The organism is Cyanobium sp. BA5m-10 (assembly GCF_024346255.1).
Classification (GTDB): Bacteria; Cyanobacteriota; Cyanobacteriia; order PCC-6307; family Cyanobiaceae; genus Cyanobium_A; species Cyanobium_A usitatum.
In genome coordinates, this window is the sequence record NZ_JAGQCP010000009.1 from 15749 (window position 1) to 37594 (window position 21846).

At 61.2% G+C, this 21846-nt stretch carries 29 protein-coding genes and 1 tRNA gene; 27 read left to right on the forward strand and 3 right to left on the reverse strand.

The genetic code is table 11. From position 1 onward, the window contains the following. Positions 1 to 63 precede the first annotated feature (63 nt). From rplE to prfA, 18 genes are all read left to right on the forward strand, one after another. Complete coding sequence (gene rplE / locus KBY85_RS05435) at positions 64 to 603, forward strand: 50S ribosomal protein L5 (RefSeq protein WP_254960499.1); 540 nt, start codon at positions 64 to 66, stop codon at positions 601 to 603. A gap of 19 nt (positions 604 to 622) precedes the next feature. Beyond that, the gene (gene rpsH, locus KBY85_RS05440; RefSeq protein WP_254960501.1) at positions 623 to 1024 is read left to right on the forward strand and encodes a 30S ribosomal protein S8; all 402 of its coding nucleotides are present in this window, start codon (positions 623 to 625) and stop codon (positions 1022 to 1024) included. A gap of 17 nt (positions 1025 to 1041) precedes the next feature. Continuing rightward, a complete protein-coding gene (gene rplF, locus KBY85_RS05445) occupies positions 1042 to 1581 on the forward strand; it encodes a 50S ribosomal protein L6 (protein WP_254960503.1) in 540 nt (179 codons plus the stop codon). A gap of 32 nt (positions 1582 to 1613) precedes the next feature. Next, complete coding sequence (gene rplR, locus KBY85_RS05450; protein WP_254960504.1) at positions 1614 to 1979, forward strand: 50S ribosomal protein L18; 366 nt, start codon at positions 1614 to 1616, stop codon at positions 1977 to 1979. Between the two features lie 14 nt (positions 1980 to 1993). Further along, on the forward strand, positions 1994 to 2647 hold the full coding sequence (gene rpsE, locus KBY85_RS05455) for a 30S ribosomal protein S5 (protein WP_254960505.1): 654 nt from the start codon (positions 1994 to 1996) through the stop codon (positions 2645 to 2647). 9 nt (positions 2648 to 2656) lie between these two features. Then, positions 2657 to 3106: a 50S ribosomal protein L15 gene (gene rplO / locus KBY85_RS05460; protein ID WP_254960506.1), complete on the forward strand. Its 450-nt coding sequence runs from the start codon at positions 2657 to 2659 to the stop codon at positions 3104 to 3106. A 102-nt stretch (positions 3107 to 3208) separates the two neighbouring features. Further along, positions 3209 to 4528 (forward strand): preprotein translocase subunit SecY, encoded by a 1320-nt coding sequence (secY, locus tag KBY85_RS05465; RefSeq protein ID WP_254960507.1) that lies wholly within the window; start codon positions 3209 to 3211, stop codon positions 4526 to 4528. Positions 4529 to 4588: 60 nt separating this feature from the next. Beyond that, positions 4589 to 5149 carry an adenylate kinase gene (locus KBY85_RS05470; RefSeq protein ID WP_254960508.1) on the forward strand — a complete coding sequence of 187 codons (561 nt, stop codon included), beginning with the start codon at positions 4589 to 4591 and terminating at the stop codon, positions 5147 to 5149. A gap of 65 nt (positions 5150 to 5214) precedes the next feature. Further along, positions 5215 to 5328, forward strand: a complete 114-nt coding sequence (rpmJ, locus tag KBY85_RS05475) for a 50S ribosomal protein L36 (RefSeq protein WP_006173336.1) — start codon at positions 5215 to 5217, stop codon at positions 5326 to 5328. Positions 5329 to 5419: 91 nt separating this feature from the next. Beyond that, the gene (gene rpsM, locus KBY85_RS05480) at positions 5420 to 5785 is read left to right on the forward strand and encodes a 30S ribosomal protein S13 (RefSeq protein ID WP_106632398.1); all 366 of its coding nucleotides are present in this window, start codon (positions 5420 to 5422) and stop codon (positions 5783 to 5785) included. 118 nt (positions 5786 to 5903) lie between these two features. Then, entirely contained in the window at positions 5904 to 6296 is a 393-nt protein-coding gene (gene rpsK / locus KBY85_RS05485) for a 30S ribosomal protein S11 (protein WP_010311626.1), read from the forward strand. A gap of 55 nt (positions 6297 to 6351) precedes the next feature. Next, on the forward strand, positions 6352 to 7290 hold the full coding sequence (locus KBY85_RS05490; RefSeq protein ID WP_254960509.1) for a DNA-directed RNA polymerase subunit alpha: 939 nt from the start codon (positions 6352 to 6354) through the stop codon (positions 7288 to 7290). Between the two features lie 45 nt (positions 7291 to 7335). Beyond that, positions 7336 to 7686: a 50S ribosomal protein L17 gene (gene rplQ / locus KBY85_RS05495; RefSeq protein WP_106632400.1), complete on the forward strand. Its 351-nt coding sequence runs from the start codon at positions 7336 to 7338 to the stop codon at positions 7684 to 7686. 71 nt (positions 7687 to 7757) lie between these two features. After that, positions 7758 to 8681: a tRNA pseudouridine(38-40) synthase TruA gene (gene truA, locus KBY85_RS05500; RefSeq protein WP_254960510.1), complete on the forward strand. Its 924-nt coding sequence runs from the start codon at positions 7758 to 7760 to the stop codon at positions 8679 to 8681. Positions 8682 to 8762: 81 nt separating this feature from the next. Further along, entirely contained in the window at positions 8763 to 9215 is a 453-nt protein-coding gene (gene rplM, locus KBY85_RS05505) for a 50S ribosomal protein L13 (protein ID WP_254960511.1), read from the forward strand. Continuing rightward, entirely contained in the window at positions 9212 to 9613 is a 402-nt protein-coding gene (gene rpsI / locus KBY85_RS05510) for a 30S ribosomal protein S9 (protein ID WP_254960512.1), read from the forward strand. The genes rplM and rpsI overlap by 4 nt, the downstream gene beginning before the upstream one ends. A gap of 33 nt (positions 9614 to 9646) precedes the next feature. After that, positions 9647 to 9961 (forward strand): 50S ribosomal protein L31, encoded by a 315-nt coding sequence (gene rpmE / locus KBY85_RS05515; RefSeq protein ID WP_254960513.1) that lies wholly within the window; start codon positions 9647 to 9649, stop codon positions 9959 to 9961. Positions 9962 to 10055: 94 nt separating this feature from the next. Then, on the forward strand, positions 10056 to 11153 hold the full coding sequence (gene prfA / locus KBY85_RS05520) for a peptide chain release factor 1 (RefSeq protein WP_106632405.1): 1098 nt from the start codon (positions 10056 to 10058) through the stop codon (positions 11151 to 11153). A gap of 6 nt (positions 11154 to 11159) precedes the next feature. On the opposite strand, the gene KBY85_RS05525 is transcribed toward prfA, so the two are convergent. Then, positions 11160 to 11660 carry an HNH endonuclease gene (locus KBY85_RS05525; protein WP_254941855.1) on the reverse strand — a complete coding sequence of 167 codons (501 nt, stop codon included), beginning with the start codon at positions 11658 to 11660 and terminating at the stop codon, positions 11160 to 11162. Between the two features lie 50 nt (positions 11661 to 11710). Between KBY85_RS05525 and alr the strand changes: the two genes are divergently transcribed. The 5 genes from alr to KBY85_RS05550 all read left to right on the forward strand — a co-directional run bounded on the left by alr (position 11711) and on the right by KBY85_RS05550 (position 15591). Beyond that, complete coding sequence (gene alr, locus KBY85_RS05530) at positions 11711 to 12928, forward strand: alanine racemase (protein ID WP_254960514.1); 1218 nt, start codon at positions 11711 to 11713, stop codon at positions 12926 to 12928. An 18-nt stretch (positions 12929 to 12946) separates the two neighbouring features. Further along, a tRNA-Ser gene (locus tag KBY85_RS05535) sits at positions 12947 to 13035 on the forward strand. 702 nt (positions 13036 to 13737) lie between these two features. After that, the gene (locus KBY85_RS05540) at positions 13738 to 13860 is read left to right on the forward strand and encodes a hypothetical protein (RefSeq protein ID WP_254960515.1); all 123 of its coding nucleotides are present in this window, start codon (positions 13738 to 13740) and stop codon (positions 13858 to 13860) included. Positions 13861 to 14480: 620 nt separating this feature from the next. Continuing rightward, positions 14481 to 15134 (forward strand): methyltransferase domain-containing protein, encoded by a 654-nt coding sequence (locus tag KBY85_RS05545; RefSeq protein ID WP_254960516.1) that lies wholly within the window; start codon positions 14481 to 14483, stop codon positions 15132 to 15134. Continuing rightward, the gene (locus tag KBY85_RS05550) at positions 15088 to 15591 is read left to right on the forward strand and encodes a hypothetical protein (protein WP_254960517.1); all 504 of its coding nucleotides are present in this window, start codon (positions 15088 to 15090) and stop codon (positions 15589 to 15591) included. Before KBY85_RS05545 ends, KBY85_RS05550 begins: the two co-directional genes overlap by 47 nt. Positions 15592 to 15801: 210 nt before the next feature. Here the strand turns inward: KBY85_RS05550 and KBY85_RS05555 are convergent, their stop codons facing one another. Then, a complete protein-coding gene (locus tag KBY85_RS05555) occupies positions 15802 to 16749 on the reverse strand; it encodes a serine hydrolase (protein WP_254960518.1) in 948 nt (315 codons plus the stop codon). A gap of 17 nt (positions 16750 to 16766) precedes the next feature. On the opposite strand from KBY85_RS05555, the gene KBY85_RS05560 reads away from it, so the two are divergent. From KBY85_RS05560 to KBY85_RS05575, 4 genes are all read left to right on the forward strand, one after another. Continuing rightward, positions 16767 to 17558: a C40 family peptidase gene (locus KBY85_RS05560; RefSeq protein ID WP_254960519.1), complete on the forward strand. Its 792-nt coding sequence runs from the start codon at positions 16767 to 16769 to the stop codon at positions 17556 to 17558. Positions 17559 to 17584: 26 nt separating this feature from the next. Beyond that, a complete protein-coding gene (locus tag KBY85_RS05565; RefSeq protein WP_254960520.1) occupies positions 17585 to 18559 on the forward strand; it encodes a glycosyltransferase family 2 protein in 975 nt (324 codons plus the stop codon). Between the two features lie 103 nt (positions 18560 to 18662). Then, positions 18663 to 18779 carry a photosystem I reaction center subunit VIII gene (locus KBY85_RS05570; RefSeq protein WP_106632445.1) on the forward strand — a complete coding sequence of 39 codons (117 nt, stop codon included), beginning with the start codon at positions 18663 to 18665 and terminating at the stop codon, positions 18777 to 18779. A gap of 46 nt (positions 18780 to 18825) precedes the next feature. Further along, a complete protein-coding gene (locus KBY85_RS05575) occupies positions 18826 to 19317 on the forward strand; it encodes a photosystem I reaction center subunit XI (protein WP_106632411.1) in 492 nt (163 codons plus the stop codon). Positions 19318 to 19622: 305 nt separating this feature from the next. Here the strand turns inward: KBY85_RS05575 and psaB are convergent, their stop codons facing one another. Continuing rightward, positions 19623 to 21830: a photosystem I core protein PsaB gene (gene psaB / locus KBY85_RS05580; RefSeq protein ID WP_254960521.1), complete on the reverse strand. Its 2208-nt coding sequence runs from the start codon at positions 21828 to 21830 to the stop codon at positions 19623 to 19625. Positions 21831 to 21846: the final 16 nt, after the last annotated feature.

The following is a 21846-nucleotide window of genomic DNA, read 5'->3' on the forward strand; positions in this document are numbered from 1 at the left end:
CTTCAACTCCAGTCCCTGTCAGCCTTCTGACCCAGACCAGAAGCGCACCCCCCTCTCCCCGTCATGTCACTGAAAAAGCGCTACCGGGAGTCGATTCAGCCCAAACTCCTCAAGGACCTGAATCTCTCCAATATTCACGAAGTTCCCAAGGTGGTGAAAGTCACCCTCAACAGGGGCCTCGGTGAAGCCGCCCAGAATGCCAAAGCCCTCGAGGCCTCAATCACCGAACTGGCCACAATCACTGGCCAAAAAGTGGTGGTGACTCGAGCCAAAAAGGCAATCGCCGGCTTCAAAATTCGCCAGGGGATGCCAATCGGTGTCGCCGTCACCCTGCGTGGTGAGCGGATGTATGCCTTCTTGGAGCGCCTGATCAATCTTGCTCTGCCCCGCATCCGCGACTTCCGCGGTGTGAGCCCCAAGAGCTTTGACGGCCGGGGGAATTACACCCTGGGGATCCGCGAACAAATCATTTTCCCTGAGATCTCCTTCGACAAAATCGATGCGATCCGGGGGATGGACGTCACGATTGTGACCAACGCCCGTAACGACGAAGAGGGCAGGGCCCTCCTCCGCGAGATGGGAATGCCGTTCCGCAGCAACTGAGCCCTCTTCGGACCCGACCATGGCCAATCACGACCCAATTTCAGACATGCTCACCCGCATTCGCAATGCGAGTGAGAAGCGCCACGAGACCACCAAGATTCCTGCATCCCGACTGGTGCGTAATGTCGCCAATGTGCTGCAGCAGGAAGGCTTCATTGCCGCAATCACCGAAGAAGGTGAAGGCGTCATGAAGCACTTGGTGCTTGAGCTCAAGTACAGCGGCAAGCATCGCCAGCCCACGATTCGCTCTGTCCAGCGAGTCAGCAAGCCAGGCCTGCGCATTTACAAGAACAACCGCCAGCTGCCCAAAGTTTTGGGCGGCCTGGGAATTGCAATCATCTCTACGTCGAAAGGGGTGATGAGCGACCGCGATGCCCGTAAGCAGGGCGTCGGTGGCGAAGTGCTTTGCTACGTCTACTGAATCTGGGAGATTGATCCATGTCTCGTATTGGTAAAGCGCCGATTCCCCTCCCCGACAAGGTGAGTGTCAGCCTCAATGGCTTGGCGGTCACCGTGAAGGGTCCCAAGGGCGAACTCAGCCGCACCCTGCCCGAAGGGGTGCAGATCTCCCAGGACGGCAACACCCTGGTGGTGAGCCCCAGCAGCGAAAACCGTCGCTCCCGCGAGCGCCACGGTCTCTGCCGCACTCTTGTCGCCAACATGGTGGAAGGCGTCAGCCAGGGATACACCCGCAAGCTGGAAATCATTGGCGTGGGCTACCGCGCCGCCGTCCAAGGCACAAAGCTTGTGGTCTCAGCTGGCTACAGCCACCAAGTGGAGATGGTGCCCCCCGAGGGCGTCACCTTCGCCGTAGAGGGAAACACCACCGTGTTTGTCTCCGGTGCCAACAAGGAATTGGTGGGCAATGAAGCTGCCAAGGTGCGTGCCATTCGTCCGCCTGAGCCTTACAAGGGCAAGGGCATCAAGTACGAGGGTGAGCGCATCCTGCGCAAGGCCGGTAAGACCGGTAAGAAATGAGGTCTGCCTGAGCGTCGTTACCCTGTATCGCAATGTCATCCATCTCCCGCAAACAGCAGACCCAGAAGCGTCACCGCCGCCTGCGTCGTCAGCTCACTGGCACGTCCTCCCGTCCCCGGTTGGCCGTGTTCCGCTCCAACAATCACATCTACGCCCAAGTCATCGACGACGCCGCCCAGAACACCCTCTGTGCGGCTTCGACCCTCGACAAGGACCTGCGCACCAACCTCGACGCCAGCTCTACCTGTGATGCCTCCGTGGCGGTAGGCGAGCTGGTAGCCAAACGGGCGCTCGCCCAGGGCATCCAGCAGGTGGTCTTCGATCGAGGCGGCAACCTGTACCACGGCCGGGTCAAGGCCCTGGCTGACGCCGCCCGGGAAGCGGGCCTTCAGTTCTGATCCCTGCTCTCACCATGACCGAAACCAACGATCAAGTTCAGTCCAACGACATCCCGGCCGCTTCGGATGTACCTGCTGCTGCCGAAGGCCAGCAGGATCGTCGCGGTGGTCGGGTTGAAGGCCGCGGCGGCGATAGCCGTCGCGGTGGCGGCCGCGGGCGCGACAACCGTCGCGGACAGGAGCGCGACTCCGAATGGCAGGAGCGGGTGGTGCAAATCCGCCGCGTCTCCAAGACCGTTAAAGGCGGCAAGAAGATGAGCTTCCGGGCCATCGTTGTCGTTGGCAACGAGAAGGGTCAAGTAGGTGTGGGCGTCGGCAAGGCCGGCGACGTGATCGGCGCAGTCCGCAAGGGCGTAGCCGATGGCAAGAAGCACCTGGTCAAGGTGCCCCTCACCCGTCACAGCTCCATCCCTACCCTCAGCAACGGCCGCGACGGTGCCGCCAGCGTGCTGATCCGCCCGGCAGCGCCCGGAACCGGGGTAATTGCGGGCGGCTCGATCCGCACGGTGCTCGAACTGGCCGGCATCAAAAATGTGCTGGCCAAGCGCCTCGGATCCAAGACCCCCCTCAACAACGCCCGCGCTGCGATGGAGGCTTTGGCCGGCCTTCGCACCCACAAGGAGACCGCCAAGGAGCGGGGCATCTCCCTAGAGCAGATCTACTCCTAAGGCCTCGCCATGACGTTCAATCTCCAGTCCCTCAAACCCAACCCTGGCGCCCGGCGCCGCAAGCTCCGCAAGGGTCGCGGCATTGCTGCAGGCCAGGGAGCCAGCTGCGGTTTCGGTATGCGCGGCCAGAAGTCCCGCTCGGGTCGTCCGACCCGTCCTGGCTTCGAGGGTGGCCAAATGCCTCTCTACCGCCGCATCCCCAAGCTTAAGCACTTTGAGCTGGTCAACCAGAAGGAGTTCACGATCATCAACGTGGCCAAGCTCGCCGACTGCAAAGCCGGCAGCACTATCAGCCTCGATTCCTTGGTGAAGGAAGGTCTCGTGACCAGCCCCAAGCATCCCCTCAAGGTGCTTGGCAACGGTGAACTCTCCGTCAAGCTGACCGTGCATGCCGCCGCATTTACTGCCAGCGCTCGCACCAAGATCGAAGCTGCCGGTGGCAGCTGCGAAGTCATCTGATCGCCTTGCGGGCCTCCGCCCTAAGGTCTGAGCCGTCCAGTCGAGCCCCGGGCACGCCGCGGGTCTTGACGGGCGGTTTTTTCATGTCCATCACACGCCGCCATGCTTGTTAGCCGGGGTCGCAACCCAAGTGCCGGGGAAATCCTCAGCCAACTGATCCAGTCGAAGGGGCTGCGCGACCGGGTGCTAACCACCCTCGGCCTGCTGCTGCTGGTCCGGCTGGGCATCTACATCCCGATGCCAGGCATCGACCGGGTGGCCTTTCAGCAGTTCCTCTCCCAAGGCGGTCAGCTGATCGGGTTCCTGGACATCTTCACCGGGGGCGGCCTGTCCACCCTCGGCGTTTTTGCTCTGGGCATCCTGCCGTTCATCAACGCCTCGATCATCATTCAGCTGCTAACCGCGGCCCTGCCCCAACTGGAGGACCTCCAGAAGAATGAGGGCGAGGCAGGCCGGCGCAAGATCGCCCAGATCACCCGCTATGTGGCTCTGGGCTGGGGCATCCTGCAGAGCCTGGTCTTTGCCCTGATCCTGCGGCAATACGCCACAGAGGGCCTCTCGGAGCCAGTGTTTGTAATCCAGACGGCCCTCGCCCTAGTGACTGGCTCCATGGTGGTGATGTGGATCAGCGAGGTGATCACCGAGCGGGGCATCGGTCAAGGGGCGTCCCTGGTGATCTTCGTCAACATCGTGGCCACCCTGCCCAAGGCCCTGGGATCAACGATCGAGCTGGCCCAGAGCGGGGACCGCAGCACAGTTGGCGGCATCGTCGTGCTGGTGCTGGTTTTCCTGCTGACGATCGTGGGGATCATCTTTGTGCAGGAAGGCAACCGCCGCATCCCAATTGTGAGCGCCAAGCGCCAAGTGGGAGGCGCTGGGGTGCTTGCGGCACGGCAGAGCTACCTGCCGCTGAAGCTCAACGCCGGCGGCGTGATGCCGATCATTTTTGCCTCGGCCGTGGTGTTTCTACCGCTCACCATTGCCAACCTCACCCGCAACCCTTGGCTGATCAAGTTGGCGGGATACCTCAACCCCAACAGCAGCACTCCCTGGCTGTATGCGTTGGTGTTCTTCGGGCTGATCTGCGGCTTCGGCTTTTTCTACGCCTCACTCACCGTGAATCCGGTGGACATCGCCACCAACCTCAAGCGCAGCGGCGTAGCCATCCCCGGCGTGCGCCCCGGCTCAGCCACTGCCAGCTACCTCAGCGGGGTGCAAAACCGACTAACCCTGCTGGGTGGTGTGTTCCTCGGCGCCGTGGCGATCATTCCCTCGGCCGTGGAAGGGGCCACCCAGGTGCGCACCTTCCAGGGGCTGGGGGCCACCTCCCTGCTGATTCTGGTGGGCGTTGCAATCGACACAGCCAAACAGGTGCAGACCTACGTGATCTCCCAGCGCTACGAGGGCATGGTGCGCCAGTGACCACCAGCCCCTTGCTGCGGCCCTCGCAGCAACCCCTTCCTCCAACTCGCAAGTTCAGCGATGAAGCAACGTCTCCTCTTCCTTGGCCCCCCAGGAGCTGGTAAGGGCACCCAAGCCCAGCAACTGGCCGCCGATCGCCAGCTGCTGCACCTCTCTACGGGAGACCTGCTGAGGGCGGAGGTTGCTGCTGGCAGCGATCTCGGCAAGGAAGCCGAGGCCGTGATGGCCCGTGGTGAGCTGGTGAGCGATGCGCTGGTGTTGGCGATCGTGCGGGGCCGGCTGGAAGCACTGGCCGCCAGCGGCGGCGGCGGCTGGTTACTGGACGGCTTCCCCCGCAACCTCGTTCAAGCCGAGGCTCTGGGGCTGCTGCTCGATGAGCTGCAGCAACCGATCGAGCTGGTGGTGCTGATGGAGCTCGACGACGCCGTCTTGATCCAAAGGCTCCTGAGCCGGGGGCGCTCTGACGACAACGAAAGCGTGATTCGCCACCGGCTGGAGGTCTACCGGGAACAGACCGCACCCCTGATTAACCATTACCAGCAGCTTGGCTTGCTGCAGGCCATTGAGGCCAATGGCAGCGTCGTGGCGATCGCCGAACGGATCGCCGCCCTGCTCAGTTGAATCACCAGAGGGTGTTGACCTGTGTGGTAGCTTGTCGGTTTGCAAATTAGGAGAGCACAACTCCCATGAAGGTGCGTGCCTCGGTCAAGAAAATGTGCGACAAATGCCGGGTGATTCGTCGCCACGGCAGGGTGATGGTGATCTGCACCAACCCCAAGCACAAACAGCGCCAAGGCTGACAAGCCTTGGCCGGCCCCCTTGGGGGCCAGCTGTGCATCATTTCCCCGCTCCGCTCAGGCGGAGCCCCTTGCCCCCTCATCGAATTCCTACGTGGCTCGGATTGCCGGCGTTGATATCCCACGCGAAAAGCGCGTCGAGATTGCTCTCACCTACGTGTATGGCATCGGTCTTACCCGTGCCCAGAAGATTCTGGCCAAATCCGGTGTCAGCCCAGACATCCGGGTAAAAGACCTCAGCGACGCTGACGTCCAGAAGTTGCGCGGTGCGGCCGAAACCTTCACCCTCGAAGGCGACCTGCGCCGTCAAGAGGGCATGGCCCTCAAGCGCCTCCAAGACATCGGCTGCGTTCGCGGTCGCCGCCATCGCATGGGTCTGCCCGTGCGTGGCCAGCGCACACGCACCAATGCGCGCACCCGTCGTGGTGCTCGCAAAACCGTGGCCGGCAAGAAGAAGTAAGGCCCCGCCTTCCTTCAACTGCTCCCACCCTGCCGCCAACTGCGTAAGCGACCGGCGTCACCAGGGTGCCCCCCCGACGTTCCCCTGATCACCTCCTGCACCAGCAGGCCTTTCCGCCATGGCAAAGCCAGCCAAAAAATCCGGCGCCAAGAAAACGAAGCGCAACGTCCCCAACGGCGTTGCCCACATTCAGAGCACCTTCAACAACACGATCGTGTCGATCACTGACACGGCCGGAGAGGTGATTTCCTGGAGTTCGGCCGGCGCCAGCGGCTTCAAAGGAGCCCGTAAAGGCACACCCTTTGCCGCCCAAACCGCAGCTGAAGCAGCCGCCCGACGCGCCCTAGAGCAGGGCATGCGCCAGATCGAAGTCCTGGTACGGGGTCCTGGTTCAGGCCGCGAAACCGCAATCCGAGCCTTGCAGGTGGCCGGCCTTGAAATCACCCTGATCCGTGACGTGACTCCCCTGCCTCACAACGGTTGCCGTCGCTCCAAGCGCCGTCGCGTCTGAGTCGTCGTTTCGTTCCTGCCCCCGGGCTTTCTCCAACCTTTCGACCCTTCAGAACGTGCTGCATTACCAAATCGATCGCATTGAGTATCAGGTCGCGGAAGACCGATCCCAGACCGGCACCTTCCTGATCGGCCCGCTCGATCGCGGCCAGGCCACCACGCTTGGGAATGCCCTGCGCCGCGTCCTGATCGGTAGCCTTGAAGGCAGTGCCATCACCGCAGTTCGCATCTCCGGGGTCAACCACGAGTACGCCACCGTGCCCGGGGTTCGTGAAGACGTGCTCGACATTCTGCTCAACTGCAAGCAGATCTCCGTTAGCAGCCGCAATCGCGAGCTAGAGATCGGCCGCCTAGTGGTGAACGGCCCCGCGACGGTTACCGCCGCGGATCTGCAGTTCTCCTCCCAAGTGCAGGTAATCGATTCAGATCGCCTGATCGCGACCGTGGCTGAAGGCCACAGCCTCGAAATGGAAGTACACGTGGAGCGTGGTGTCGGCTACCGGCCCGTCAATCGCCACAGCGAGGACACCAGCGCCATCGACCTGCTGCAGATCGATGCCGTGTTCAAGCCCGTGCGCCGGGTCAACTACACGGTGGATGAAACCGCCGTTGGCGAAGGTGGATCCGCTCGCGAAAGACTGCGCCTGGAGATCGAAACCAATGGCAGCGTCACACCAGACGACGCCATGGCCCAATCAGCCAACCAGCTAATCGGTCTGTTCCAGCCCCTGGCCAGCTTGACCATGGTGGAAGAGCCCGGCCTTGAGCCCGAGCCCTCCGCCGAGGCCCAAATTCCCCTCGAAGAACTCAACCTCTCCGTGCGGGCCTACAACTGCCTGAAGCGCGCCCAGGTCAACTCCGTGTCCGACCTGATGGGCTTCAGCTACGAAGATCTACTGGAGATCAAAAACTTCGGCTCCAAATCAGCCGATGAGGTGATCGAAGCGCTGGAGCGCATCGGCATCACCCTGCCCCAGAGCCGCACTAGCGCCTGATTGGCGGCACCTTTTACCGACAGCCTTCTCACCTGAGTCAGCCCAATGAGACACCAGTGCCGAGTCCCCATGTTGGGACGCCCCGCCGATCAACGCAAAGCCATGCTGCGGGGTCTCACCACCCAGCTGATCCGCGAGGGTCGGGTTACCACGACCAAAGCCCGTGCCAAGGCTTTGCGCGATGAAGCGGAGCGCATGATCAGCCTGGCCAAGGACGGCAGCCTGTCTGCCCGTCGCCGCGCCATCGGCTACATCTATGACAAGCAGTTGGTCCATGCCCTGTTTGACAAAGCCCAAGACCGCTACGGCGAGCGCCAAGGTGGCTACACCCGCATCATCCGTACCGTTCCCCGCCGCGGCGATAACGCCGAGATGGCCATCATCGAACTGGTCTAAACCTCTCCCCGTCTGGCGAGATCCCAAACTGCCGCGGTGGCGTAACCCCACCGCGGTTTTTTAATGGCTGCATGGTTCCCGCACTGACTCCCGCCCCCGCCGCCCTGCGCCGCATCGCTCTTTGCCTGCAATACGACGGCTCCGCCTACTGCGGCTGGCAGCGGCAACGCAATGCCCACAGCGTGCAGCAGACCCTGGAGCAAGCGATAGCTGGGCTTGACCCCCAAGGACCCAATCGCACCATGGCTGCTGGCCGCACCGATACGGGCGTGCATGCTGCTGCCCAGGTGGCACACTTCGAAGCGGCTGGACCAATTCCACCGGAGCGCTGGGCCAAGGCCCTCAATGGTCGGCTACCGGCCACGATCCGCATCCGGGCGGCTGTTGAGGTTGAGCCCAGCTGGCACGCCCGCTTCAGCGCTAGCTACCGGCGGTACCGCTACACGATCTACAACGCCCGCACCCCCAACCTGTTCCTGGCCCCCTGGAGCTGGCACCGCTATCAGCGCCGGCTCGATGAACAAGCCATGGGCCAGGCCCTGGAGGCCATGCTCGGCGAACACGACTTTTCTGCCTTTCAACGAGCCGGCAGCCGCCGCGCCCACGGCCGCACCACCCTTCAGGAGGTGCGTTTGGAGCGCCAGGGTGACCTGATCAGCGTCGAGTTGCAAGCCAGCGGTTTTCTGTACGGCATGGTGCGTCTGGTGCTTAGTCAACTCGTGGCGGTTGGCGAGGGGCGGCTCAGCGGCGCCGACTTCGAGCGCCGCTGGCGCGAGTGCCAGCGCCTGGAAGTAAAAGAGGCCGCTCCACCTCAGGGCCTCTGCCTGCTGCGGGTGGGCTACCCCAAGCCAATATTCCCCCAAGCTGCCTGGTATGATTGCCAACCGCGGTTTCAGCTCGAGATTTCCGATTCTCCGGATCTCCAGCCTGGTTCAGCCCAGCCTTTCGTCAGTTCAGCGCAGCTACCTCCTTGGGGCGCGCCGACCAGGCGGTAAGGTCACTGAACTCGGGCGTTGGGTTTCCAACGACCAGCTGTCCTGCCCCACTTCCGGCCTGCCGGTGCCTGATCAGGCGAAATGAACAAGACCCCCCTGCCCTCCATTGATTCCCTCGACCGCCAGTGGTATCTGGTGGACGCAGAGAATCAGACCCTCGGTCGCCTAGCGAGCGAAGTGGCCCAAGTGCTGCGCGGCAAGAACAAGCCCTGCTACACCCCCCACCTCGATACCGGCGACTTCGTCATCGTCATCAACGCCGACAAGGTGAAGGTGAGCGGTAACAAGTCGACCCAGAAGATTTACCGCCGCCACTCCGGCCGGCCCGGTGGCATGAAGACCGAGACCTTCGCCCACCTGCAAGCCCGGATACCTGAGCGGATCGTGGAGAAAGCCATCAAAGGCATGCTTCCCCACAACGCCCTGGGCCGTCAGCTGTTCCGCAAGCTGAAGGTTTACAAGGGTACTGAGCATCCCCATGCTGCCCAACAACCCCAAGCCCTAGCCCTCGATCCCGCCACTGCCGCCCGATGAGCACTAACAAAGTCGTCTATTGGGGTACGGGTCGTCGTAAGACGGCAGTAGCCCGAGTGCGTGTGGTTCCCGGGACCGGCACCGTAACCATCAACGGTCGCCCTGGGGACAATTACCTCAACTACAACCCTGTTTATCTCGCAGCGGTCAAAGCACCACTGCAGACTCTCGGGCTTGCAACTGACTATGACCTGCTAGTGAATGTGCGTGGTGGTGGGCTTACCGGCCAAGCCGACGCCATCAAGCAGGGTGCAGCTCGTGCCCTGTGTGAATTGTCCCCGGACAACCGCAAACCCCTTAAAACAGAAGGCCACCTCAGCCGCGACCCCCGCGCCAAGGAGCGTCGCAAGTACGGCCTGAAGAAAGCTCGTAAGGCGCCTCAGTTCTCCAAGCGCTGATTTCTTCCCTCCGCCATCAGCCCCTTCCCCGTCATGCCCAAGGCCGAAATTCATCCCACCTGGTATCCCGATGCCAAGGTGATTTGCAACGGAGAGGTGGTTATGACCACCGGTTCCACCTCCCCCGAACTCCACGTCGATGTGTGGAGTGGCAACCACCCCTTCTATACAGGCACCCAAAAGATCCTCGACACCGAGGGCCGTGTAGACCGCTTTATGCGCAAGTACGGCATGGGTGGAGCAGATTCACTCTCCAACGCCGCTGCTAAGCAGGAGACCCAGGTTGAGGCCTCGGCCGAAGCTGCAACCGAAGTTGAGACCGAGGCCCCCGCTGTGGCCGAAGCCTGATCTCTGCAGGCCTGATTGAACCCCCCAGCCGGGTGCTTACGGGCACCCGGCTTTGTGTTGTCTGGTGCCCATGCGGGCTCCTCCTATCTCGCTGATGGATCCTTCCCTGCTGCATGAGCGTCTGGAGACGGCCCGCCGCACCTTCGAGACCCTGGAACGCCAGCTGGCCGATCCAGCCGTGGCGGCTAATCCCAGCCAGATGCAGGCCATCGCCCGCGAGAGGGCTCGCCTTGAGCCCTTGGTGCAGGACCACCTGAGCCTGCAGAAACTGCAGCAGGAAGAACGAGAAGCTCGCGCCCTGCTGAAAGAACATCGGGGCGACCTCGCCATGGAGGAACTGGTCAACGAGGAGCTGGCAACCCTGGCGGAAGCCACGGCCAGCCTGCTCGACAAGCTCACGGTGGCCCTGCTGCCCCGAGACCCCCGCGATGAGCGCAGCGTGATGTTGGAGATCCGCGCCGGCGCCGGTGGCGATGAAGCGGCGATCTGGGCCGGCGATCTAGCCCGCATGTATGAGCGCTACGCCCAAGGGGTGGGCTGGCGGGTGGAACCGGTGAGCGCCTCCGAAGCCGAGCTCGGGGGCTACAAAGAACTGATCCTCGCCATCAAGGGGGATGGGGTTTTCAGCCAGCTGAAGTTTGAGGCCGGCGTGCATCGGGTGCAACGGGTGCCGGCCACCGAGTCCCAGGGCCGGGTGCACACCTCAACCGCCACGGTCGCCGTGATGCCGGAGGCCGATCCCGTGGAGGTTCAGATCGACCCCGGCGACATCGAAATCAGTACCGCCCGCTCCGGTGGCGCCGGCGGCCAAAACGTCAACAAAGTCGAAACTGCCGTAGACCTGTTGCACAAGCCCACCGGCATTCGGGTGTTCTGCACCCAGCAACGCTCCCAGCTGCAGAACCGCGAGCGCGCCATGGAAATCCTGCGCGCAAAGCTCTATGAGCGCCAGCTGGCAGAAGCCAACGCCCAGCAGCGCTCCACCAGGCTGGCCCAGGTAGGCAGCGGCGACCGCAGCGAGAAAATCCGCACCTACAACTTCAAAGACAGCCGCACCACCGACCACCGCCTAGGCCGCAACTTCGCGCTTGAGCCGGTGCTCAACGGCCAGCTCCACGACCTGATCAGTGCCTCAATCGCCGCCGATCAGAGCCGCCAGCTCGAGGAGCTGGCCCAACAGGTAGCCAGCTGAGCGCTCTCAAGCCCCAATTACATATTTGGCCCACTCGCCATGCTGCCCTGCCGAAATCTGGCGACTGGCTTCAAAGCTGAAGCTGCCCAGGGGCCGATGAGGTGGACGCAGCAGGGGCATCGCGGCCTCCCGCGGCGTGCGGTTGCCCTTGCGAACATTGCAGGGCAGACAGGCTGTGGTGACGTTTTCCCAGGTATCGAGGCCACCGCGGCTGCGGGGCACCACATGGTCGACAGAGAGCTGCTGAGCGCTGGCCCCGCAGTACTGGCAGCGATGGCCATCGCGGTGAAACAGGTTGCGGCGGGTCAGGGGCAACGGCTTGTAGGGCACCCGCACGAAATGACGCAGGCGGATCACGGTGGGGAGCAGGGTGTCCTCGCGAATCCTGCGCACCGGGTCATGCTCAAGCCCCTCCGCCTTCCCCTTCAGCACCATCACCACCGCACGACGCCAGGTGGTGATGTTGAGGGGCTCGTAAGACGCGTTTAGAACGAGAACATGGCCCATGCCAGCACCCGTGATCGGCGGCATGCTAGTGGAAATCTTCGCTGTAATCCGTGACCCAGGCGACTGAGACCAGCTGGAGTGCCCAGGCCCATGAGGCCAGCCTGGCTCGGCAACGGGCCTGGGTAGAGGTGAATACCGGCGCCATAAGTGCCAACGCCCGCAGCCTGAAACGCTGCATAGGCAATGGCACCGAGCTGATGGCTGTGGTCAAGGCCGACGGCTATGGCCATGGATCGATCCCCGTGGCCAGGGCCGCCCTCGCTGGTGGAGCTAGTCAGTGCGGTGTCGCGACCCTGAGCGAAGGCATCGAGCTACGCAGGGCCGGCATCGAAGCACCAATCCTGGTGCTCGGCAACCTCACCCAGGTAGAGGAGCTGCGCAGCTGTCTGCACTGGCAGCTCATGCCGACTATCAGCGGCATGCGCGAAGCCCTGCTCTGCCAAAACCTCGCCAGCGGCCAAGGCCGCCCGATGGCCCTGCAGCTCAAGCTCGACACTGGCATGGCTCGGCTCGGGGCCGATTGGCAGGAGGGGCCCAGACTCGTGGCCGCGATCACGGAACTGGAAGCCGTGCAGTTGGCCGGTCTCTATTCCCATCTCGCCAGTGCCGATGCATCAGCGGACGCCGATGACGGGCTCACCGATCAACAGCAGCGGCTTTTCGAGACGGTACTGCAGGCCCTGGAGCACCAGCGTCTGCCGGCTGGCATCCGCCACCTGGCCAACTCGGCCGGCACCCTGCGCAGCTCAGGGCTGCACTACGACCTAGTGCGAGTCGGCCTGGCGCTATATGGTCACAGTCCGGCGGCCCACCTGGCTTCTGTCACTCCCCTGCAGGGAGCGATGACCCTGCACGCCCGCGTCAGCCTGATTCGGGAGGCGGGCAGCGGGGTGGGGGTGAGCTACGGCCATCGCTTCCGCACCAGCCGCCCCAGCCGTCTGGCCGTTGTTGGCATTGGCTACGCCGATGGCGTGCCTCGCCAGCTCTCCAACCAGCTGGAAGTGCTGTTTGCAGGCCAACGTCTGCCCCAAGTGGGAGCCATCACCATGGACCAACTGGTGCTCGATGCAACCGACTGCCCGGGACTGGAGGTGGGGTCGGTGGTGACTCTGCTGGGCCAGGAGGGAAGCGAACAAATCACCCCTACCGACTGGAGCGATCGCTGCCAGACCATCCCCTGGGAAATCCTCTGCGGCTTTAAGCACCGCCTGCCACGACTCACCGCCGCCCAAGCCGCCTGGGAGGCCCCAGGCGATAGGGCTCACTGATAAAGTCGTCAAGCCCCTGGAGAGGTGGCTGAGTGGTTGAAAGCGGCTCCCTGCTAAGGAGTTACAGGAGGCAACTCTTGTCGAGGGTTCGAATCCCTCCCTCTCCGTTTTAAGCAGGATTCACGGCGAGTCACCACGGCCGCGAGTCCCGCTTGCGACTGACATTGGTGAGTCAGTGATTTTCCACTAGTGCGACCCAGTACCCGCCCATGGGTGTTGGAAGTGGTGTTAGGTGCCCAGTCTTGTGGTGTTGGATGCCCGAATTGCGGAAAGGCAGCCCAGCACTGGATAGCAGCGGGTATGAGCGATGGTTCCACGCCACCTCACCCAGGGAGACCCATACCTGACGCTGTTTAAGAGAAAAGTGGGGCGTGAGCGACGGGGACGCAATCTCCGCCCACTTCCTCGACCTATGGACGGGTCGAACGCCGCCATAGGCAGTTATTTGAGTTAGGCACTGGTATTGGGCGCGAGCAGCAGCAAGGTTTGTTCACAAAAAAATCCCTGGCGTGTTCGACTCCGCCAGGGATACGCTTCCCGTCGCTCATCACGACTAACTAACGCTACTAGGTACTTACGCTCAGGCCATGGAGTGATTACCTCAGGTGTTCATGCAGACACGCTCAAGGAACTCCCATTGCTCAGAGGGGGCACCAGGTGGCCCAGGGAGAGCAGCAGCAATAGCAGAAAAGCGGATACACCTGCACCATTCGCGCTGGGGGCATGAGTCCAAGGAGTCCCATAGCACCAAGGCAGTCGCCAACAGCCGAAAGCACCCGTACCCTGCTCACAAGCCCCAACAAGACCAGATGAAGCGCCTGCTGCTACTCGCCCTGACCGCTGCGACGCTGCTGATGGGCACAACTGCCAGCGCCCACTGCGACCAGAAGCACGGGCACCAGGAAACCTCGACCCAAAGCGACAAGCAGTGATATTTCAGCCCCTATCGATGCTGGTGCTCTAGTTGGTCTTTGCCGTCGCAGCAGGAATCAAGTTCTGGCGCCTGGCGGCTCAGCTTAGAAAATGCCCTGAGGGCACGAGCAAGAGCACAGAGGAGTTCCGAAAGACCCTTGAACGCATCTGGGCGAAGAATCAGCAACGGGCGCAATGGAGCACCTGAACTGGGGATACATCCAACTGGGCCTAGTCGCCCTGATCTTTGGCGGTCTTCAGGTGTGGTGGATTAGCAGCGTCTTTTGGAGGCGCGACCTGGCACGTCCACAAAGCGGTGGAGAGTTCCGCAAATCACTGGAACGGATCTGGAAGAAGGAACAGCGGCAGGGGTAGCGGCGCAATGGTTGCGTATCTATGAAGTTGCCAAAACAACCGTCTGCAACAACTGCGACACTTCAATCAAACTCGTCCCAAAGCACTTCTTCCACTACGACGCGAAGCTGGCGACTGGGGGCGCTGGCGACTAGGCGGAGGGTCTCAGGAAAGCAGACAACGACGACAGCACAAACTTTTGCCATAGAACCCTATAAATGTTATAATTTGCAACTATTAAATCTTCTTAAGTGCTAAATTAAAAATTCAGAATTTAGCGACTTTTATGGGTTTTGAATTTGGCGATCCAGATATTTTTGATAAGATTTATGAGAATTCATACTGGGGCAAGGGGTCAGGGGGCGGAAGCTCCCCTGAAGCAACTCAACCCTACAAGATATTCCTAGAAGACTTTATTCGTCAACACGATATTAAATCAGTCGTTGACCTTGGTTGCGGCGACTGGCAGTTTTCTCAATTTCTAGACTTTAGCAGCGCAACATATATTGGCATCGATGCATCTAAAAATGTAATCACAAATAATCAGAGGTCGTTTTCGCGACCAGGGGTTTCCTTTGCCAATCTTCCAGAGGATTACAATGAACTTCCCTCCGCCGAACTGTTAGTTTGCAAAGACGTTCTAATGCATTTAAGCACGAAGGAAGTTCAAGATATTTTGTCAATTCTTCCAAACTTTAAATATGCATTAATCACTAATGACATTCCATGCGTATCCGCATTCGGGAAAATTCTTCTAAAGCTGCGAAGTCCTTTTTCACCAGTAAACAACAGAGAAATAAAGACGGGAGACTATAGGACTCTTGACCCGACTGAACACCCATTCAACCTAAGGCTGAAAAAAGTATTTGAGTGGAAAGGCAGCAATCTAATCCTTGGCAAAGATTGTGGCTGGACAAAGCGAACTTATTTGCATCAGTAATGCCAAGACGTGGAATTGCAGAGTCCAGGAGCTCATTGAGTCCCTTGCCGCCAAGACAGCCGCCAATAGCAGAAAGCATCCATACCCTGCTAACAAGACCGAACAAGACCTAATGAAGCACCTGTTGCTCCTTGGCGCACTGATGCTGCCTCATGGTTCTACCCACGCGCAAGCACAGAAGATCAAATGCCCTGGCGATAATACGGTAGAGATGCGCCACTGCGCTGGTCAGTCCTGGGAGCAATCCACAGACCAGTTGAAGCAAAAGCTGCCCAGGCAGATGCTCCAACAGTGGCAGGACACCACCCGAGCGATCTGCGCCCACGCCTATGCCCCCTACAAGGACGGCACCATCTACCCGCAGTTGGTGGTGGGATGCGATGACCACCTAAATCGGGCACTGCTGAAAGAGTTACACCCGCTGAACAACCAGGGAGATGCTGATAGGGCGCCGTGACGACTGCAAGGGCTCAGCGCTGGTATTGACCTGCTGCCAGCGCCCTGAATTTGCAAGTTCTATGTAGTGTTGGAAATAGTGTTGGGATTGGTGTTGGAAATAGCATTGGAATCCGCCGCCTCCAATGGGAAGCGTTGTCTCTTCCCGTGTCACCACTTCGCTCTGAGAGTCACAACGAGGGCCTCCCTCTCCGTTGTCAAGCCCGAATGCTTATTTACGGCTGGCTGCGGCCAGCCGGGTAGCTATCTCGGGTAGGAGCTTGTGATCCTGTGCGCAGGCCTGGCCCTCAGAAAAAATAACCAGCAAGAAAGGCGCAGCTTTTGGCATAGAACCCTCAGCTGACGGCTCCACGTAGGCAGCATCGTGCCGGGCCTGGCTCATCCAGCCCGCCTTGCTCCAGAGGCGAGAGCCAAGAGGCAAACCCTCACCTATGAAGCCATCCACCTGGTTTTCTGGATCCGCAAGCCTCAAGGCCGGATCCAGGCTGCGCGCCAGCAGAGCTGCCATCCGGGCACAAGCCGGCGGCGAGACCAGGGCCGACGCCAGCACGGCCTGCAACAGACGGGCTACAGCGTCGGTACTGAGGCGATTGCGGTTTTCCAGCTCGGTGCCGTAATAGACCCGCTCGCGCCCGTAGGGACCATCACCCCAGGTTTTTTGGCAAGCATTACAGCCTTGCAGCTCCGGCCAGCCAAGCTCGCTCAGCCAGCCATTGACAAGCTGACGCTGCTCCACCCAGTGGGCCATGCGCTCGGGGGGCAAAGAAGGGCCGCTGGTGGTGCCACTAAGCAAATCCACCACTAGGGAGGTGGCGTCGTTGCTGGAGTCGCGAATCATGTCTGAAAGGGCACGCCGCAGCTCGGGCGTATCCGCAAGCAAGTCAGCCTGGCGCCAGGCCTCGGCCGCCACCAGGTACACCAGCTTCACCACGCTGGCTGGGTAGCGAGGACGATCCCCAGCCCAGCTCGCCCCCTGCACCGGCTGGGCCCAGAACAGATCGGGATCCAGATCGGCAGCTCGGCCAAGCAAGGGCTGGTCGTAGCGAAGCCAGGTAATGGAAAGGTGCTGGGCTAAGCCAGGCCGCCCCTCCAGCTCAAGAGCCCACACCAGATCGGCCAGGATCTGAGCCATGGCTGGATCGGGGCTGTAAAAAGCCATCACCGCCGGCCAACGTTGTGGCGAGATTAGCTGTGCTGACAGTAGACACCTTCAACCCTGCCCAGCTGGCTGCCGGCACCCCAGCCGCGCCGGAATGGCTCATTCCAGGCACGAACTGGCAGCTCACTGGCAGCGTCGACCTCTACAACCAGGCCCGCGGTGAGGGGCTAGCCAGCCAGGCCTGGACTGGCCGCCACCTGCAAATCCTGACCAGTCCGGCAGCTAAAGGGCCAGGAATGCGCCTACGGGTACGACTCCTCGACGATGGCTACCCAGGCTGGCTTGAACCCGATGCCCTGCTAGGGCGAGCAGTGGCGTGCTCCCCGCCCCAGCCGCAACTCCTGCAGCGCTGCAGCATTGTCCAGCGGATGGAGCAGGTGCTGAGCTTCGCGCAGGCCGCCCAGCGCGTAGCCAACACCTACCTGTGGGGCGGCAGCCTGGGCCCCAACTACGACTGCTCCGGTCTGATGCAGCGGGCCTATGCCAGAGCTGGCATCTGGATTCCGCGCGATGCCTACCTGCAGGAGCGGTTCTGTCAGCCTGTGGCGGTGCACCCGGGTCAGGTGCAGTTGCTGGAGCCTGGCGACCTGATCTTTTTTGGCACACCCCAGCGCTGCAGCCACGTGGGGCTGCACCTAGGTGGCGGCCGCTATTTACACAGCTCCGGCGTCGCCCACGGCCGCAACGGCATCGGCATCGACGACCTGGCGCCCCAAAACCCCGACCCGGTGGCGCGCCACTACCGACTGGAACTGCGGGGAGCGGGGCGGGTAATGCACAGCCATAACGGCAGTCCCCTACCCACCTAGGGTCGACGCCAAAGGCTGACAAAGACATGCAGCAAACGAGGGAAGGCCAGGCCGAGCTTTCCGTAGTGGTGCCCCTCTACAACGAGGAGGAGAGCCTGCCCCAGTTGGTGGAGCAGTTGCTGGCGGCACTGCGACCGCTGCAGCTGGGCTTTGAGTTGGTCATGGTAGACGACGGATCCAGGGACGACACAGCGAAGGTGCTCAGCCAGCTGGCCGCCACGGTTCCGGAGCTGGTGGCCGTGCTGCTGCGCCGCAACTACGGCCAGACGGCGGCAATGGCGGCCGGCTTTGACGCCAGCGGCGGGGCGGTGATCGTGACCCTCGATGGCGATCTGCAGAACGACCCCGCCGATATCCCCCTACTGCTAGCTGAGCTCGACCAAGGCTTCGACCTGGTAAGCGGCTGGCGCCACCAGCGCCAGGATGCGGCCATGCAACGGCTACTGCCCAGCCGCATCGCCAACAGCCTGATTGCCCGGGTAACTGGGGTGCGACTCCACGACTACGGCTGCTCCCTCAAGGCTTATCGGCGCGAGGTGGTGAGTGACCTCAACCTCTACGGCGAACTACACCGCTTCCTGCCTGCCCTGGCCTTCATCGAAGGTGCCCGGATCAGCGAGGTGAAAGTAAACCACCATCCCCGGCGTTATGGGGAAAGCAAATACGGACTCGACCGCACCTTCCGGGTACTGATGGACCTGCTGACGGTCTGGTTCATGAAGCGCTTTCTGACCAGACCGATGCACGTCTTCGGCTTGGGCGGCCTGGCCGCCATGGGCGCAGGGCTGCTAATCGGCATCTGGCTTGTAGGCGAGAAACTACTGCTTGGCTCAGACATCGGCGATCGCCCCCTACTGCTGATGGCCCTACTGAGTTTTCTGACGGGGGTGCAGCTTTTCTGCTTTGGCCTGCTGGCCGAACTGCAGATGCGCACATACCACGAAAGTCAGGGACGACCGATCTACCGGGTGCGCGGCATCGTGCGCGGATCCGACAGCTGAGAGGCGGGGCAAAGGGATTGAATTTTTATGTCGCCCTAGCCGGCCCCACAAGCTGCCACGGGTGGGCTTCGTACAGTATTAACGGTTGCTATTGGCCCGCGCCATGACTGGAGAATTTGCTGCCGCTTGGTTGCCCTCGGTGTTAGTCCCACTTGTTGGAATCCTCGGCCCAGCCGTGGCCATGGCCTTGCTTTTCAACGTAATCGAAGCCCGCGACTGAGCCCGACCCAAGCCGTCGCTCAGCCTCACCGCCTACCCCCGCCACCATGACCGTGACCCCCGTGGCCGACCCCTGCGTCGGCAATCTGGCAACCCCCGTCAACAGCAGCTATTTCAGCCGGGCCTTCATCAATGCCCTGCCCGCCTACCGCCCCTCCCTATCTCCGAACCGTCGTGGTTTGGAAGTGGGCATGGCCCATGGCTTCTTTCTCTACGGACCCTTCGCCGTCTGTGGTCCCCTGCGGCTCACCGAGTACGCCAGCACCGCTGGTTTACTCGCCGCCATTGGACTGGTGTCGATCTTGACCGTATGTCTCTCGATCTACGGCACCGCTGGCAACGGACCCAACATCCAGCCGGCTGACGCCACCATCGACAACCCGCCCGCAGACCTGTTCACCAAGGCTGGCTGGGCAGAATTCGCCAGTGGTTTCTGGCTGGGTGGCTGCGGTGGCGCCGCCTTTGCCTGGTTCCTAGCCGGCACTGCGATCGTTGCCCCACTGGTCAATATCGCTGGCGGCGTCTGGAGCGTCAACTGAATCCCAAGCGGTTTTCCAATCCCCTGAAAGCTCCGCTAAGGCGGGGCTTTTTTATTGGGCGTTTTTATTGAACCTTTACTGGGCCTTTGATTGGGCTGATCTTGTCTGGGGGCAGCCCGATAGACAGTGGCTGCTGGGCCACAAGCCAAGCCTTCGGGGCAAGAACTATTCCCTTAGGGGGAAGCCGGGGGGTGCGGTGAGGGGCAAGTTAACCAACAAACAATGGTCAATAAAACAATGGACAATAAAAAACCCCAGCTTGCGCCGGGGTTAATTCGTCCCTCGAGGGAGCAAGTAGGCCGCAGTTAGCCGAACTTGCCAGAGGTAGAAGCAATCAGGAAGGCGGCATACGTGAGTATGTAGCCGATCGTGAAGTGAGCAAGACCCACAACACGAGCCTGGACGATCGAAAGAGCGACAGGCTTATCGCGCCAGCCAACGAGGTTGGCGAGCGGGGTGCGCTGATGAGCCCAGACGATGGTCTCGATCAGTTCCTGCCAATAGCCGCGCCAGGAGATCAGGAACATGAAACCGGTGGCCCACACCAGGTGACCGAACAGGAACATCCAAGACCAGACGGCCAGGTTGTTGCTGCCAAACGGGTTGTAACCGTTGATCAGCTGGGAGGAGTTAAGCCACAGGTAGTCGCGGAACCAACCCATTAGATAGGTGCTGGATTCGTTGAACTGAGCCACGTTGCCCTGCCAGATGGCGAGGTGCTTCCAGTGCCAGTAGAAGGTGACCCAACCGACGGTATTCAGGGCCCAGAAGACACTCAGATAGAAAGAGTCCCAGGCACTGATGTCGCAGGTACCACCACGGCCGGGGCCGTCGCAGGGGAAGGAGTAGCCGAAGTCCTTTTTGTCAGGCATCAGCTTGGAACCCCGGGCATCCAGGGCACCCTTCACCAGGATCAGAGTCGTGGTGTGCAGACCAAGCGCAATTGCGTGGTGAACAAGGAAGTCACCAGGACCGATCTGCAGGAAGAGGTCGTTGCCACCATTGATGGCGTCGATCCAACCGGGCAGATAAACCGCACTGGCAGTGCTAGCTGCGGATGCGGAATTTGATAGAAGCACATCCATGCCGTACATCGCCTTGCCGGAAGCGGCCTGGACGAATTGGGCAAAGACGGGCTCCACCAAGATCTGCTTCTCGGGAGTACCAAAGGCCACGACCACGTCGTTGTGGACGTAGAGACCCAGGGTGTGGAAGCCAAGGAACAGGGAGACCCAGCTCAGGTGGCTGATTATGGCTTCCTTGTGCTCGAGCATCCGGGCCAACACGTTGTCTTTGTTGGCTTCCGGGTCGTAGTCGCGGATGAAGAAGATCGCACCGTGGGCGAACGCACCGCACATCAGGAAGATGGCGATGTATTGGTGGTGGGTATAAAGCGCAGCCTGCGTTGTGTAGTCCTTAGCGATAAACGCGTAGGACGGCATCGCATACATGTGCTGGGCCACCAGGCTGGTGACCACACCCAGAGATGCCAAAGCCAGACCAAGCTGGAAGTGGAGCGAGTTGTTGATCGTGTCGTAGAGGCCCTTGTGGCCAGCACCGAGGTCACCAGGGGTGCCCTTGGGTGGGTTGTGGGCTTCAAGAATCTCGCGAATCGAGTGGCCGATACCGAAGTTTGTCCGGTACATGTGGCCAGCGATCACAAAGATGCAACCGATCGCCAGGTGGTGGTGGGCAATGTCCGTGAGCCAAAGGGCTTCCGTTTGGGGGTGGAAGCCACCCAGGAAGGTAAGGATCGCGGTGCCAGAACCCTCAGCAGTTCCGAACTGTTGATAGACGGTGTCGGGGTTCTGGGCATATACACCCCAGTTGCCGGTGAAGAACGGAGCCAAACCAGCGGGGTGAGGCAGCACTGAGAGGAAGTTGTCCCACCCAACGTGCTGACCACGGGCCTCAGGGATAGCCACGTGAACCAGGTGACCGGTCCAAGCGATCGAGCTGAAACCAAACAGAACCGCCAGGTGGTGGTTTAGGCGGGACTCAGCGTTCTTGAACCAGGCCAGGGAAGGACGGAACTTGGGCTGAAGGTGGAGCCAGCCTGCGAACAGCGCCCAAGCCGACAGGATCATCATGAAGATGGAACCCTGATAAAGCTCAGCGTTGGTTTTCATCCCGATCGTGTACCACCAGTGGTACAAACCGGAATAAGCAATGTTCACAGGGGAGGTAGCACCAGCCTGGGTGAAGGCGGCGATAGCTCCCTGACCGAAGTGGGGATCCCAGATCGCGTGAGCGATGGGACGTACATGCAGAGGATCGGCGACCCACTGCTCAAAGTTGCCCTGCCAGGCGATATGGAACAGGTTGCCCGAAACCCAGAGGCCAATGATGGCCAGGTGACCGAAATGGGTGGAGAACAGCTTTTGGTAAAGCCGCTCCTCGGTCATGCCGTCGTGGCTCTCGAAATCGTGAGCCGTGGCAATGCCGTACCAAATCCGGCGGGTTGTCGGGTCCTGTGCCAGACCCTGGCTGAACGAAGGAAATTTCGTTGCCATTGGGAGAGGTCAGAAA